Here is a 14,991-nt window from a genome sequence, read left to right as displayed (position 1 = left end):
GCGCGGACCTGGGCGATCACCGCCTCGCCGCGCGCGGGGCGATGGACCGCGCGGGCCACCTGGCGGACCTGCTCCAGGCTCTCCTCGACGGTGTTGGGGACAGCGAACAGTTCAGCGCGGATGCCCAGGCGCTTCAGCGCCGCGCGGGTGGCCGGCGAGGAGTGGCGGCCGGTCAGCACCAGATCGGGCCGCAGGGCCAGCACCTCCTCGGCGCTCTCGTAGGTGAAGGGATAGGTCGCGCCGGCCGGGCCGATGCTGGAGGAGCTGGGCTCGTGCGAATAGTGGCTGATGGCCGCGATCTGGGCCCGGTCGGCGACGTGGACCAGGATCACGTCGAGGCAAGGATTGAGCGAGACGATGCGGCGCGGCGCCGGCGCCGGCCCGGCCGCGGATAGGCCGACCACGGCGCCTGCGGCGAGCGCCGAGCGACGGGTCAGCATCCAGCTCAAAAGTCGATGCCTCGCTGGGCCTTGATGCCCTGCTCGAAAGGATGCTTGACCAGGGTCATCTCGGTGACGAGATCGGCGATGGCCAGCAGTTCGGGCTTGGCGTTGCGGCCGGTGATCACGACGTGCTTGTCGCGCGGGCGAGCCTGCAGGTCGGCGACCACCTTGGCGATGTCGAGATAGTCGTAGCGCAGGGCGATGTTCAGCTCGTCGAGGATGACGAGATCCAGCTCGGGATCATGGAGCATCTCCAGCGAGGTCGCCCAGGCCGCCTCAGCTGCGGCGATGTCGCGGGCGCGGTCCTGGGTGTCCCAGGTGAACCCCTCGCCCATCACCTCGTAGCGGACGCTGTCGGGGAAGCGCTTGAAGAACTGGCGCTCGCCGGTGATCCACTTGCCCTTGATGTACTGGACGATGCCGACCTTCTGGTTCCAGCCGAGGGCGCGGGCGACCATGCCGAACGCCGCCGTCGACTTGCCCTTGCCGTCGCCGGTGTGGACCAGCAGCAGGCCAGGCGCCTCGTCGGTCTTCTCGGCCATCATCGCCTCGCGCTCGGCCTTGAGCGCCTGCATGGCGGCCTTGTGTTCCTGGTTCTTGCGGTCTTCGTCGTCGCTCATCGGCGGGATCCTTCCAGAGCCGCCTTGAGGCGCGGCCAGTCCTTGGGTTTCGGCAGGCCGAACCTGAGCCAGGTCGGCTGATCGGGAAAGGGGCGGGTGAGCACGCCGCGGCGGGCGAGCGCCTCGAACCGGCGTGCGGCGTCCGGCGCGGCGGCCAGCCGGAACAGCGAGGTCCCGCCCAGCACTTCGAAGCCGTTGGCGCGCAGCAGCCCGTCCAGGCGCGCGGCGTCGCGGGCCAGGCGCAGGCGCGTGCGCTCACGCCAAGCCTCGTCCGGATAGGCCGCGAGCCCGGCGGCGATCGCCTCGGCGCTGACCGGCCAGTCGCCGAACTGAGCGCCGATGCGCGCGGCCAGGCCCGGCTCGGCGATCACGAAGCCCAGCCGCACGCCCGGCAGGCCGTAGAACTTGCCGAACGAGCGCAGGACGAGGGTGTGGCGGCTGTCGCGCGCCCCTTGGCCCGCAAGGAGAGAAGGAAAGAACGTTGGAGCCAAGCTCACGTCCGGGGCGGTCTCGACGAAGGCCTCGTCGACGATCAGCCATCGGTCGCCGACGTCCGGATTGCGGACCTGCGCGCCATCCGGATTGTTCGGATTGACCAGCACCACGGCCTCGGCGGCGCTATGGCGTGCTTCGTCCCAGGAGCCGTGGGAAACCCGCGCGCCGGCCAGGCGCCAGGCCTCGGCGTGTCCGCCATAGGTCGGCGAGACGATCGCCGCCGAGCGGGCGCCCAGCACCCGAGGCAGCGCCCGCAGCGCCGCCTCGGTTCCCGGGGTCGCGGCGACGCGGTCGGGCGAAACCCCGAACGCGGCGGCGGCGGCGGCCTCGAGCGCCGCCACCTCCTCAGGGTCGGGCAACCGCCGCAGGGCGGCCGGATCGGCCCGTCGCGCCGGATAGGGCCGCGGGTTGACGCCCGTCGACAGGTCGAGCCAGGGCGCGGGCGCGTCCGGGAACGCGCCGCGCGCCGCGGCCAGGCGGCCGCCGTGGCGGAGGAAGGCCCCCGCCTGCAGGTCAGAACCGGGCGCGGACACCGGCATAGATCCCGCGACCCGGCGAGCTGTAGTTGCGGGTGGTCTCGTAGTCGTCGTCGAAGGCGTTCTCGACGCGGCCGTAGAGCTCGAAGGTCTCGTTCACCGGATAGGAGGCCCGCAGGTCGAGCAGGGTGTAGCTCTGCAGGACGTAGCTGTTGGCGGCGTTGTCGAAACTGTCGCCGACATAGCGGATCGAACCGCCGAGGCTGGCCTTGTTCTCCCAGGTGTAGATCGCCTGGACGTTGGCCTGGTGCTCGGGCCGGCGGGCGAGCTGCTTGCCGCGGTTCACGTTGCCGGGGGAGTCGTTCTCGGTGTCGGTCCAGGTGTAGTTGGCGCTGAGCGCCAGCGGGCCGAGATCGGCCGAACCCTCGAGCTCGACGCCGTGCGCCTTGGTCTGGGCGGTGTTGGCGTAATAGCCGAAGCGCCGCGCGCCGCCCACGAAGCAGAGCGGGTCGGTGGTGGTCGAGGTGCAGGAGAAGTAGTCGATCTGGTTGTCGGTCTTGCGGTCGAACCAGGTCGCGCGGACCATGAAGCGGTCGCCGAGGCGCTGTTCGATCCCGGCGTCCCAGCCGTCGGCTTCCTCGGCCTCCAGGGCGGTGTTCCCGTACTCGGAATAGAGCTGATAGAGGGTCGGAGCCTTGAAGCCCTGGCCGAAGCTGGCGCGCAGAACTGTGTTCCCATCGTTCAGCGACCAGGCGGCGGCGAACTGGCCGAGGGTCGCATCGCCGAAGGTGTCGTGGCTGTCGCGGCGCAGCCCGGCGGTCAGGGTCAGGCCCGAGACCACTTCGCCCTGGACCTGGGCGTAGATCCCGTCGATGCCGGCCTTGGCGCGGGTCGTCGGCGGGTTGGGGACGAACTCGCTGGGCGAGGCCGTGCGCATGCTGGAGTCCTCGGTCTCGCCGCCGAAGGTGGCGGACCAGGCCTCGTTGATCGTCCAGACGCCTTGATACTCCCAGCGCTTGTTCTCGCCACGGGCGTCGAATGTGGTGGTGGTCACCGCCTGGTCCGGGTTGGTGTTCTGGCGGTCGGTGCGCGTGTAGCCGTAGGCGAGCCGGTTGGTCAGGGCGCCGCCGAACAGGTCGAGGTTCACCGCGCCGTAGCCGACGAACTCCTCGGTCTCGCCGTACTCGCGGGTGTCGCCGAAGCTGAAGGTCGGCGGCGCAAAGCCGTCGAAGCCGTTGCGGCCCTTGGAGTAGACCCCGCGCAGGTCGAACGACAGCGCCTCGGTGGCGGTGAACACCGCCCGGCCGCTGACGCCGGTGTTCTCATAGCCGTCCTTCTCCTGGCCGAGGCGATAGGAGGAGACGCCGTCGGTGTCGTAGCGGCCGGCGGCCAGGCGCCAGGCCAGGCGCTCGGTCTTGCCGCCGGCGCCGGCGCGGAAGTAGCTCGTGCCCATCGAGCCGCCCTCCGCGGCGAGGTCGGCCTCGAACGGCTCGGTCGCCTCACGGGTGACGATGTTGACGACGCCGCCGATGGCCTGGCTGCCCCACAGCGTCGACTGGGCGCCGCGCAGGATCTCGATGCGGCCAATGTCGCCGGCCAGCAGGTTCGCGAAGTTGTAGCCGCCGCCGGCGGTAGAGGGGTCGTTCAGCTTCACACCGTCGACCACCACCACGGTCTGGTCGCCCTCAGCGCCGCGGATCCGCACCGAGGTCGAGCCCCCGACCCCGCCGTTGCGCGAGAAGCTGACGCCGGGCGTGGTGGCCAGCAGGCTCGAGACGTCGACCGTCTGAGCGGCCTTTATGGCGGCGGCGTCCAGCACGTAGAGGCTTTGACCGATCTTGTCGGCTTCCTGCGGCGAGCGAGTGGCGGTGACCACCAGTTCGCTGACGCTGGCGATAGCGACCGGCGCGGCGCTCTGGGCGAGCGCGTGGGTGGAAACGCCGCAGAGCGCGGCGGTGGTGGCGAGCAGAACAGTCTTCATCGGGTTATCCCCCCTGACGCATGACGACATGACCCGCGCTTGCGCGCAGGTCGACGGACGCCGCCTCTCGGGAAAACTCCCCGTTCGCGCGCTCCCACCGAGCATGCGAAGGACGACCGCGTCAGGCAGGTCTCCTGGCTCACGGGTCACAGCCGATGCGCGCCGCCTTCCCAGACTTCCGTCCAGTGGCTTATGACGCGCGGGCTCGCCGCTTACAGTTGCGGGGGCAGCCCAGGTTTCGCACCTGAGTTCCCTATTAATCCCCTTCCGGGGAACCTGTCGCGGGGTCTGCCTAGGCTCTGCCATGCGGAGCGTCAATCCAAATGAGCCTGACCTTCGTCCTCGGCGGCGCCCGATCCGGCAAGACCAGCTACGCGCTGCGCGAAGCCTGGAAGCGCTCCGGAAATCGCCACGTGATGATCGCGACGGCCCAGGCGCACGACGCCGAAATGGCCGATCGGATCGCCCGTCACCGGGCCGAACGCGGCGAAGGCTGGGTCACGGTGGAGGCGCCGCTGGACCTGGCGGGAGCGGTCGCTGCGCTGGGTGCGGGCGACGTGGCGGTGGTCGACTGCCTGACGCTGTGGTTGACCAATCACCTGCTGGTCGAGGCCGATCTGGGCCAGCAGGTCGCCGACCTGACGCGGGCTCTGGCCGCCAGCCCGGCGGCGCTCTACGTGGTCTCCAACGAGGTCGGCCAGGGGATCGTGCCGGACAACGCCCTGGCTCGCCGGTTCCGCGACGAGGCCGGCTGGATGAACCAGGCGGTGGCGGCGGCGGCCGACCGCGCGGTGCTGGTCGCCGCGGGCCTGCCGCTGGTGCTCAAGGGCTGACGGATCGTCGGCGGAGCTAGGACTTGCCCGCCTGGCGTGCGTATAAATTTCCGTCGGCCGCGCGCCGGCTCTCTGCATATCCCCACGACAGAGGCGCTCGCATGTCGATGTTCAATCTCGTCGTGACAGCGCTGCTTGTCGCGACCGCGCTGCTGTTCGCCGGCGTCTGGGCGTTCCAGAACTACGGGATCTATCGCTTCGGCGGCGACGACGACGGCCGTCCGGCCGACGACGTGAAGACCGTCAAGTTCCGCTCCAGCGACGGCCAGGTGATCGGGGCTCGGCTGGCCATGCCCCAGCCGGGCAAGCCGGTGATCATGAGCTTCCACGGCAATGGCGCGGGCGTCGACGCGTCGTTCGAGCGGCTGCGGGCGCTGCAGGAGCAGGGCTTCGGGATGGCGATGATGGAGTATCGCGGCTCCGGCGCGACCGGCGGCAAGTCCAGCGAGATGAACTTCGCCCGCGATGCGCTCGCCTTCTACGACCAGCTCGACGACCTGATGGGAGAGGCGGTTCCGGCGAACCGGCGCGTGCTGCACGGCTTCAGCCTCGGGGCCGGGGTGGGCAGCCGCCTGGCGGCGGCGCGGCCGTTCGAGGCGGTGGTGTTGGAAGCTGCGCCCTATCGCACCTGCCAATACTATCAGGACGCTTACAAGGGTTTCCCGTTCTGCCAGGTGATGTGGGCCGAACGCTATGACATCATCGACCACGTCCAGGCGATCGGGGCCCCCAAACTGTTCGTTCACGGCGCGCTGGACGAGTCCCTGCCGGTCGCCCGCGCCCGCCGGCTATACCAGGAGGCTCCCGGTCCGAAGGAGTACCTGGAAATTCCAAACGGCCATCATGCCGACTTGGCCAGGTTGGGGCTGACCGATGCGATGGCGTCCTTCATCTCCAGGGTCGTCGCGCCGCCCTCCTGAGGCGTGATCCGGCTCTCGATCAGGTTCGCCAGCATGCGGACGTTCTGATCCTTGAGCATGCCCATGTGGTCGCCTTCGACCCACGGCGTCTCGACAGTCGAAGGATCGGAGACCGCGGCCCAGCCGAGGGTCGGGTCGAGCTCCAGAGCACGGCGCGCCAGCAGGCGCCGCGGCCGGGTGCGGAACAACGTGACCGGCGCGCTGATCTTGCCGCCTTCGTACTTGCGGGCCGCGGCCATCCAGATGTCCTGCATGACCTGGTAGCGTGAATGCGACAGGCTGGGGTTCTTGATGAAGGTGAGCCGGCGGCCGCGCATGATCCGGCGGCGCACGGCCCTGGCCCGCCGCTCGAAGAACAGCGGCAGCCCCTCGGTCCGCAGCATCTGGAACTCGTCGAGCAGCCACTCGCCCATCCCGAGCTTGACCGGCGGTTGGAACTCCTTGGCGAACCCCGGCGCATAGGTGTCGAGCACGAACAGCCGGTCGACCTGCTCGCCGGCCTCTTCAAGCTGGCGGGCCATTTCGAAGGCGGTCAGCGAGCCGCCCGAATAGCCGGCCAGCAGATAGGGGCCGGTAGGCTGATGCTGGCGCATGTAGCGAATGTTCGCGGCCGCCATCTCCTCGATGGTCTCGTGCGGGGTGTGGCCGAGCACGCCGCGGGTCTGGAAGCCCACCACCGCGCGGTAGAGCCCAAGCTGCGCGCCGAGCTCCATGAGGTTGTTGACGTTGCCGCCGACGCCGCCGGCGATGAACAACGGACGATTGTCGCCCTCCGGCCCGGGATGGATGACCGCGCTGGTGTCCCACTCGGCGTCCGGATTGGCTTCCGTCGGCGGCGCCGGGCTGGAGGCGTCGAGCAGCGCCGCCAGCGCGCGGAGGGTCTGGTTGCTGAACAGGGTCGAAAGCGGCAGGTCGTGCCCGAACTCGCTGCGGACGCGATCGAACAGCCGCACCGCCAGCAGCGAGTGCCCGCCCATCTGGAAGAAGTTGGCGTCGGCCGAGATCACCTTCACGCCCAGAACGGCGGACCAGATCTTGGCCAGGCGGACCTCGGTCTCGCCGCGCAGCGTGGCGTCGGCGTCGTCCTCAGCACCCTGGCTGCGCAGGGCCGGCAGCGCCCGCCGGTCCGGCTTGCCGTTGGCGTTGAGCGGGATCGCGTCCACCGCCACGAAGAACGACGGGATGGCGAACTCCGGCAGGCGCGCGGACAAGAAGCCCCGCAGCTCGGCGGCCGGCGGCGCGGCGCCCTGGGCCACGAAATAGGCTGCCAGCACCTTGTCCGTCTGCCCCTCCGGCACCAGGGCGGCGACGACCGACTGGCGGATGGCCGGATGGGCGTCCAGCGCCTGCTCGATCTCGGTCAGCTCGACCCGGAAGCCGCGGACCTTCACCTGGGTGTCGGCCCGACCGAAGAAGCGCAGCACGCCGTCGCCGGGGTTCAGCACCAGGTCGCCGGACCGATAGAGCTTCAGGGTCGGATCCCAGGGGGCTGTGACGAACTTCTCGGCCGTCAGCTCCGGGCGGTTCCAGTAGCCGAGCGCCAGGCCGCGCCCGGCGATGCAGAGCTCGCCGATGATGCCGTCGGGCACCGGGTTCAGGTTCTCGTCGAGAATGTAAGACTGCGTGCCGGGGATGGCGCGGCCGATAGGCAACGCCATGCCGCGCGACAGATCGGCCTGGGTGACCTTGTGCGCGTTGGTCACGCAGCTTTCCGTCGGCCCGTAGCCGTTGATGACGACGACGTTCGGACACGCGGCCATGACCCGTCCGACGTGGACGGGCGAGACGATGTCGCCGCCGACGATCACCTGCTTCACGCTGGCGAAGGTCTGCGGGCGGACGTCGGCGATGGCGTGGAACAGGCCCGAGGTCAGCCAGAGGGTGTTGACCCCGTGGCTCTGGATGGCGTCGGCGAGCTGCGAGATCGACAGCGTCCCGTCCGGCGGCACCACCAGCGTCCCGCCATGCAGCAGCGAGGCGAACAGGTCGATGATCGAGGTGTCGAAGGCGAAGGCCGAGGAATGCAGCGTGACGGTCTTATCCGACATTTCCAGCCAGTCGGTGTCGCACAGCATGCGGATGATCGAGCGGTGCGGCAGCACGACGCCCTTCGGCGTCCCTGTCGTGCCGGAGGTGAACATCACATAGGCGATGGACTCGCCGGTGACCTCGACGGCCGGCGCCGCGGCGGCCGCTTGCGGGAAGTCACGCCAATGAATGACGCGCACGCCCTCCTGCGCGGCGGCCGGGCAATCGCCGAGCAGCACGGTGATGCCGGTGTCGCGGGCCATGAAGCGCAGCCGGTCCTCAGGCAGGCTGACGTCGAACGGCGCATAGCCGGCGCCGGCCTTCAGGACCCCCAGCACCGCGACCACCAGCGACAGCGAACGATGTGACGAGATCCCCACCAGTTGTCCCGGGCCGACGCCCGCCCCGGCCAGCATCGCGGCCAGCGCGTCGGACCGCTGGTCGAGCTCGGCATAGGTCAGGGTCTGGTCGCCGAAGCGCACGGCGACCTTGCCCGAGTGCGCGGCCGCGACGCCGCGGAAGACCTCGGTCACGGTCTGCGGCCCGGCGGCGCCCGGATCGGCGTGCTCGCCGCTGGCCGGGGCGACCTGGCGGCCGTGCGACAGCAGGGCGGCCATCGGCCGGTCCATCGCATCCGGCGTCTCGGCGATCGCCCGCAGGAGCCGCAGCACGTTGCCGGCATGCAGCTGGATGGTGGCTTCGAGGAAGAGGTCGGTCTTGTAGTTCCAGGTCAGCTCGACCCGGCCGAGCGCGTCGAACTGATTGAAGAACAGATCGAAGAACTCGTGGCCGGTCGAGTTGACCTCGATGCGGACGGGCGCGGCGCCGAGGGCGATCTTCTCCAGATCGGCGAGGCCGTCGATATTGACCACCACCGGCGCCAGCAGGTGGCGCGCGGAACTGCGCGGCGCCTGCAGGTCGCGCACCAGGGCGCCGTGCGTGTAGTTCTGGTGCTCCACCGCCTCGAGCATGTCCCGGCGCGCCTGGCTCAGCAGGTCGCGCAGCGAGGCCCCGCGCTCGATGGTGGCGCGCACCGGCAGGAAGCTGACGCCGTGGGCGACGATGTCGTCCAGGCCGTGGGCGATTTGACCGGCGACCGGGATGCCGACCGTGACGTCGGGAGAACCCACCATCATCGACAGGTAGTAGCGGAAGCTGGCGAAGATCAGATTGCGCAGCGGCGTGTCGGCCCGCTGGGCCACGCCGCGCAGGGCCGCTTCCAGTTCGCCGTCGAGCCGGGTGACGACACGGGCCGCCGCGGTCGTCGTCGTGGCCGGATGCGGCTTGTCGAACGTCAGGTCCATGACCGGCAGCGAGCTGGCGTACTTGTCCAGCCAGAACCGGCGATGCGTCTCGGCCTCGGCCGATCCGCGCCATTGCGCCTCGGCTTCGACGAGGTCGCTGACGCCCTGCGCCGGCGGCAGGGCGGCCGCCCTCCCCTCCAGCGCCGCGGTGTAGAGCGCGGCGAGGTCGCGCATGAGCACGCCGGCCGACCAGCCGTCGCAGACCATGTGGTGCACGATGAGCACCAGCTCCGAGCGCCCCTCCGGCAGCCGCAGCGACAGCACCCGCAGCAGCGGGCCGCCGGCCAGGTCGAACGGCGCGCCAGCCGCGTCGCGCAGCAGCGCATCGCGCTGCGCCTCGGCGAGCTGGCCGCCCAGCCGGGACAGGTCGTTCTCGCTCAGCTCGAAGCCGCCTTGCGGTCCGATGGTGAGGGTCGCGTTTTCGAGATCAAAGGACGCCCGCAGCACCTCATGCCGATCGACCAGCGCGTTGAGCGCCGTGCGCAAGGCGGGCAGATCGATGGCGCCTGCAACGTGCATCGAGAAGGACAGGTTGTAGGCGATGAGCGTCGAGCGCTCGACGAGGATGCTGCCGGCGATCTCGCGTTGGCCCTCGGTCATGGCGACGCGCCGGGGCTCCAGGCTCCGCTGGGCGGCGGGCAGCTCGCTCGGCGCCTGCACGACCTGTTGGGGCGGGCTCGCGCCGGCCCCGAGCAGGGCGGCGAAGGCTTCCAGCCGCGGCGCCTCGAACAGCTTGCCGAGCGGCAAGGACACGCCGAACTCCTTGCGCACCCGCGCAATCATCCGCACCGCGTTCAACGAGTGGCCGCCGAGCGCGAAGAAGTCGTCCTCCGGCGCGATGCCGGCGACACCCAGGATGTCGCTCCAGATCGCAGCCAGCCGCGCGGTGACCGGATCGGCGATCTCCTGCTGGGCCCGGTTCTGGCGTTGCGGCTTGCCGGCCTCCGGGGCTTCCAGCATCGCCAGTCGGAGCAGGTCGATCGAAACCGGCGACACCACGATCTGACGGGCCGGGTGGTCGAAGACGCGGGCGAACAGCTCGGGCGCCTCCAGGCGCCGGATACCGGTGGACAACACCTGGCTGCTGATGCTCTGGCGCGGCTGCGCGCCCGCCAGCCGGCCGTCGGCGATCGCGCGCAGGGCGAAGTCGTCGAGCTGCACGAGCACCTCGCCGTCCGCGCCGCAGATGGCGACCTTGAACGAGGCGTAGCGCCCCTCCTCGCTGGCGATCAGTTCGGCATGGGCCACGAGGCGGTCCGCCAGCGGCCCGAAGACCTGCATGCGGCCGATCGACATCGGCGCATAGAGGCCGCCGTTGAGGGGGACCAGAGCCAGGCCGACGGTCGCGGCCATGTCGAGCAGGGCCGGGTGCAACGGATGCACCGCCAGGTCGCCATGATACGCGTCGGACAGCGCGAATTCGCCGACGACCCGCTGCTGCGCCATGCGGACATCCCCGACGCAGCTCCAGCGCGGGCCGAAGTCGATCAGCTTGTTCTGCACTGGCTGGCCGCTGACGACGGACACCGGCAGATCGGAGGCGCCGAGCGGCTCCGGGCGGGCCGGCGAAGCCTCCAGCGCGACGATGCGCGCGCGCATGTGCTCGACCGGCTCGGCGCTCATGGCCGCGCGGCTCTCGACGACCAGTTCATATCCGTCCGGCGCCGGATCGAGCCGCAGCACGACGCGGCGCGGCATGCGCTCGAAGGTCATCGCGGTGGCGAACTGCAGCGCGTCGAGCACGAACGGACGCTGGGCCATCACCGCGGTCGCCGCGGCGTAGGCCAGCTCCATATAGGCCGAGCCCGGCAGCACCGAGGCGCCGTTGACGACATGCTCGAGGACGCGCCAATCGGTCTCGGGATCGATCACGCTCTCGAACAGGATCGAGCCGTCGGCGACGTCCTTGCGGACGCCCAGCAGGGGATCGCCGCCCGCCACCGAACCCGCGCCATAGGCGCGTGCGGCCATGCCGGTGTCGCGCCACGCGCCCCAGGCGATCGAGAACCCGTCCTTGCGGCTGGCCGCGATGGCCTCCAACGCGGCGTTCGCGCCCGCATAGGAGGTCTGGCCCGCCCCGCCCAGCAGCACCGAGGTCGACGACACGACTGCAAAGAAGTCGAGGCTGCCGTCGGGATAGAGCCGATCGAGGGTCCGCGCCCCAGTCAGCTTCGGTTCCATGACGGCGAGCGCTGCGGCCAGCGGCTGGAGCGCAAGGGGCGCGTCGTCGAGAACGCCGGCCGCATGGACGACGCCGTTCGGCGCGCCGAAACGCTCGGCCGCGCTCTGCAGCGCGCGCGTGGTGGCCTCGGGATCGGCCAGGTCGGCCGGGACGAACATCACCTCGCCGCCGAGCGCCTCGATTTCGGCGCGGAAGCTCGCGTCCTCCTCGGCGTGGCGCGACAGCACGATCAGCCGCGCCTGCGCCTTCTCCGCCAGCCAGCGGACCATCTCGCGGCCGATGCCCCCCATGCCGCCGGTGATCAGATAGACGCCGTTCTTGCGCAGGCGCTGCGGCAGGTCCCGCGGCTTGACCACCGGAGCGGCCTTGCGCGACCGGACGAAGCGGCCCGCGCGCAGCGCCACATGGTCGGAGTCGCCCGGCGCGGCGGCTTCCGCCAGCAGCGCGTCCAGTCCGGCGCCTTCACCGACATCGACCAGCACCGAGGTCAGGCCCGGGATCTCGCGCGGGGCGACCCGGACCGGGCCGAGCAAGGCGGCGGCCTGCGGATTGGCGAGCGGCTCGCCCGCGACGCTCGCCGCGCCTTGGGCGACGAAGGTCAGATGCGTCGCCTGCTCCAGGTCGGCCTGCTGCAGCAGCCGGGCGAGAAGATAGGCGCCGGAGAACGCCGCGTCGGCGAGGGCCGGATCGAGCCCCCACAGATAGAGGATGCGGGAGGGCGACGAGGGCAGCGCATTGGCCAGCGCCTCGAAGTCGTCCTGCGCCTGCGGGCGCAAGGTGAAGGTTTCGCCAGATCGGCTGAACGCAGCGCCGGCGCGGACCGTGACGAGCCGTGCGCCCGCGGTCCCCAGCCGCTCCAGCACCGCCTCGGACAGCGCATCGCCGCCGGCGAAGACCAGCCAGTCGCCATCCAGCCTGGGCGGCCCGCCGCCCCGCGCCTGCTCGCTCCAGCCGAGCTCCTCGAACCAATCCGGAATGTCTGGCCGACGGACAAGCTCCGGGGCCTCCTCGGCGGCTTCGCGAGCCGCGCCCCGACCCGGCTCGACCCAATGGCGATCCTTGGCGAAGGCGTAGGTCGGCAGCGACACGCGCGCGCCGTCCGCCGGGACGGCCAGCGACCAGTCCACCTCCGCGCCGTTGGCCCAGACCCCGCCGAACGCGGCGAGCGCGACTCCGGTCTCGTCGGTCGCATCGCGCGGACGCGGCGACGAATAGAGCACGGCGCGCGGCGGAACCGGCAGGTCGCAGGCTTCCAGCAGGGGGCCGAGCGTCTGTCCGGGCCCGACCTCGATGACGATGCTCGGCTCGCCCGCCAGAACCGTGCGGGCCGCGTCGGCGAAGCGCACCGTGTTGCGCAGGTGCTGCACCCAGTATTCGGCGCAGCTCAGGTCCTCGTCCTTGGCCCAGCCGCCGCGCATCGACGAGGCCATCGGCACGGTCGGCCGTTCGAAGGCCACGCCGGCGAACCCGGCTCGGAACGGTTCGAGCTGGCCGTCCAGCTGCCGCGAATGGGCCGCGACCTCGATATGAATGCGCCGGGCTTCGACGCCGGCCTTGGCGAGGTCGGCTTCCAGCCGCTCGATGTCGGCGACCTGGCCGGAGACCACCGTCGTTTCGGGGGTGTTGACGGCCGCGATATCCAGCTGGTCGCCGAGATAGGGCTGCACGCGCTCCAGGGACAGCGGCACGGAGGTCATCGCGCCGGCCGGCGCGGCGTCCATCACCTTGCCGCGCAGGGCGACGATCTTCAGCGCGTCGGCGAGCTGCATGGCCCCTGCCGCGACCGCCCCCGCATACTCGCCGACCGAGTGGGCGAGCACGGCGTCCGGTTTGACGCCCCAGGACAGCCAGAGCTGGGTGTAGGCGTATTCGAGAATGAACAGCGCCGGGATCGCGTAGCTGGAGCGTTCGAGCTTCGCCTTGGCTTCGGCGTCGTCGCGATCGCGGCGGAACATGACGTCGTACAGGTCGGCCGGCGCGATCGCCGGCAGGGCGGCGAAACAGGCGCGCACGGCCTCGCCGAACACCGGGAACGCGGCCAGCATTCCGGCGCCGGCGCCCGGATACTGCGCGCCGCCGCCCGGATAGAGGAACACGATGCGCGGGGCGCTGTCCCCGGCGCTGCCCTGCTGGCGATAGGCCGAACTGCGAGCACTGATCGCCGCCTGCAGTTCCTGCACGTTGCGGGCGGCGACCGTGAAGCGCTCGCCGAACGCGCGGCGGCCCTCCCGCAGCGTGAAGGCGACGTCGCGCAGGTCCGGGACCTCGCCGCCCAGCCAGCCGGCCCAGCGCTCGCGGGTGCGGTCGAGATCGGCCCGGGTGCGGGCGCTGAAGGAGAACAGTTTCCAGGCCCCGTCATCGGCCTGGGCGGCGCGGCGCGGCGCCTCCTCCAGGATGACGTGCGCATTGGTGCCGCCGACGCCGAGCGAGTTGACCGCCGCGCGCAGCGGGCCGCCATGCTCCCAGGCGCGGCCCTGGGCGACCACGTGGAACGGGCTGCCGTCGAAATCGAACCGGCTGTTGGGCGTGGAGAAATTCAGGCTGGCCGGCAGGGTGCGGTGGCGCATGGCCTCGACGACCTTGATCAGGCTGGCGGCGCCGGCCGCGGTGTCGAGATGGCCGATGTTGGTCTTGACCGACCCGATGCCGATGGCGGCCTTCGGCGCGGCGCCATAGACCTGCTGCAGGGCGGCCAGCTCGATCGGGTCGCCGATCGGCGTGCCTGTGCCGTGCGTCTCGATGTAGGAAATGTCGCCGGGCGACACGCCCGACAGCGCCAGCGCCTCGGCCGCGGCCTCGGCCTGGCCGTCCACCGAAGGGGCCAGGTAGCTGGCCTTGCCCGATCCGTCGTTGTTGACCGCGCTGGCCAGGATCACGGCCTTGATGTCGTCGCCGTCGGCCACCGCGTCTTCGTAGCGACGCAGCACCACGAGGGCCGCGCCGGACCCGAACACCGTCCCCTTGCTGTCGTCGTCGAAGGCGCGACAGAGGCCGTCCGGAGACAGAATTTCGCCTTCGCTGTAGCGGTAGCCGACACGGTGCGGGAGCTCGATGGTCACCCCGCCGGCGAGGGCCATGTCGCATTCCATGTTGAGCAGCGAGGAAATCGCCGTGTGCACCGCCACCAGCGAGGTGGAGCAGGCCGTCTGCACCGCCACCGACGGACCGGTCAGGTTCAGCAGGTAGGACAGGCGGGTGGTCAGGAAGTCCTTGTCGTTGCCGGTGTGGCGCAGCAGGAACAGGCCGATTTCCTCGACCAAGTCCGGATTGCTGAGCAGGTTGAACGGCAGATAGGCCTGCATGCCCGAACCGGCGAACACGCCGATGCGCCCGTCGAACTTCTCCGGCACGTAGCCGGCGTCCTCGAAAGCCTCCCAGCCGCATTCGAGGAAATGCCGATGCTGCGGATCGAGGATCGAGGCCTCGCGCGGCGAGAACCCGAAGAAGCCGGCGTCGAAGCACTCCATGTCCGGCAGGACGTTGGCCACGCGGACATAGTTCGGGTCGGCGAGCTGCTGGCGGCTGACGCCGCGGGCCAGAAGCTCGGCGTCGGTCAGGCGCTGGGCGGCGTTGCGCGCGTCGCGCAGCATCGCCCAGAACTCTTCGACATTGCGCGCCGCAGGAAACCGCCCCGCCCGTCCGACGATGGCGATCCGATTGCCGGGCGCCGCGCTCGCATCATGTCGATCCACGTCCCCGCCTCCCCGAT

At 70.7% G+C, this 14,991-nt stretch carries 7 protein-coding genes and 1 riboswitch; of the genes, 2 read left to right on the top strand and 5 right to left on the bottom strand.

The window, feature by feature from the left end; genetic code table 11:
• From OUA97_RS07810 to OUA97_RS07795, 4 genes are all read right to left on the bottom strand, one after another.
• Window positions 1-440 (bottom strand): ABC transporter substrate-binding protein (locus tag OUA97_RS07810; protein WP_267231273.1); only part of this gene is annotated, 440 nt, incomplete at its 3' end.
• 5 nt (window positions 441-445) lie between these two features.
• Window positions 446-1,063, bottom strand: coding sequence for a cob(I)yrinic acid a,c-diamide adenosyltransferase (gene cobO, locus OUA97_RS07805; protein WP_267231272.1), 618 nt, complete (start codon window positions 1,061-1,063; stop codon window positions 446-448).
• Complete coding sequence (locus OUA97_RS07800) at window positions 1,060-2,091, bottom strand: aminotransferase class I/II-fold pyridoxal phosphate-dependent enzyme (RefSeq protein WP_267231271.1); 1,032 nt, start codon at window positions 2,089-2,091, stop codon at window positions 1,060-1,062. The genes cobO and OUA97_RS07800 overlap by 4 nt, the downstream gene beginning before the upstream one ends.
• Window positions 2,072-4,015, bottom strand: a complete 1,944-nt coding sequence (locus tag OUA97_RS07795; protein WP_267231270.1) for a TonB-dependent receptor plug domain-containing protein — start codon at window positions 4,013-4,015, stop codon at window positions 2,072-2,074. The genes OUA97_RS07800 and OUA97_RS07795 overlap by 20 nt, the downstream gene beginning before the upstream one ends.
• A 106-nt stretch (window positions 4,016-4,121) precedes the next feature.
• A riboswitch (cobalamin riboswitch) is annotated at window positions 4,122-4,310 on the bottom strand.
• 28 nt (window positions 4,311-4,338) lie between these two features.
• On the opposite strand from OUA97_RS07795, the gene cobU reads away from it, so the two are divergent.
• Together cobU and OUA97_RS07785 are read left to right on the top strand one after the other, a co-directional pair.
• Window positions 4,339-4,848: a bifunctional adenosylcobinamide kinase/adenosylcobinamide-phosphate guanylyltransferase gene (cobU, locus tag OUA97_RS07790; RefSeq protein WP_267231269.1), complete on the top strand. Its 510-nt coding sequence runs from the start codon at window positions 4,339-4,341 to the stop codon at window positions 4,846-4,848.
• 101 nt (window positions 4,849-4,949) lie between these two features.
• A complete protein-coding gene (locus tag OUA97_RS07785) occupies window positions 4,950-5,768 on the top strand; it encodes an alpha/beta hydrolase (RefSeq protein ID WP_267231267.1) in 819 nt (272 codons plus the stop codon).
• Here the strand turns inward: OUA97_RS07785 and OUA97_RS07780 are convergent.
• On the bottom strand, window positions 5,690-14,974 hold the full coding sequence (locus tag OUA97_RS07780; protein WP_267231266.1) for a non-ribosomal peptide synthetase/type I polyketide synthase: 9,285 nt from the start codon (window positions 14,972-14,974) through the stop codon (window positions 5,690-5,692). The two genes, OUA97_RS07785 and OUA97_RS07780, sit on opposite strands and share 79 nt — an antisense overlap.
• Window positions 14,975-14,991 lie beyond the last annotated feature (17 nt).

Source organism: Phenylobacterium sp. 58.2.17 (assembly GCF_026411515.1).
Lineage (GTDB): Bacteria > Pseudomonadota > Alphaproteobacteria > Caulobacterales > Caulobacteraceae > Phenylobacterium.
This window is presented reverse-complemented; position numbering and strand designations above follow the sequence as displayed.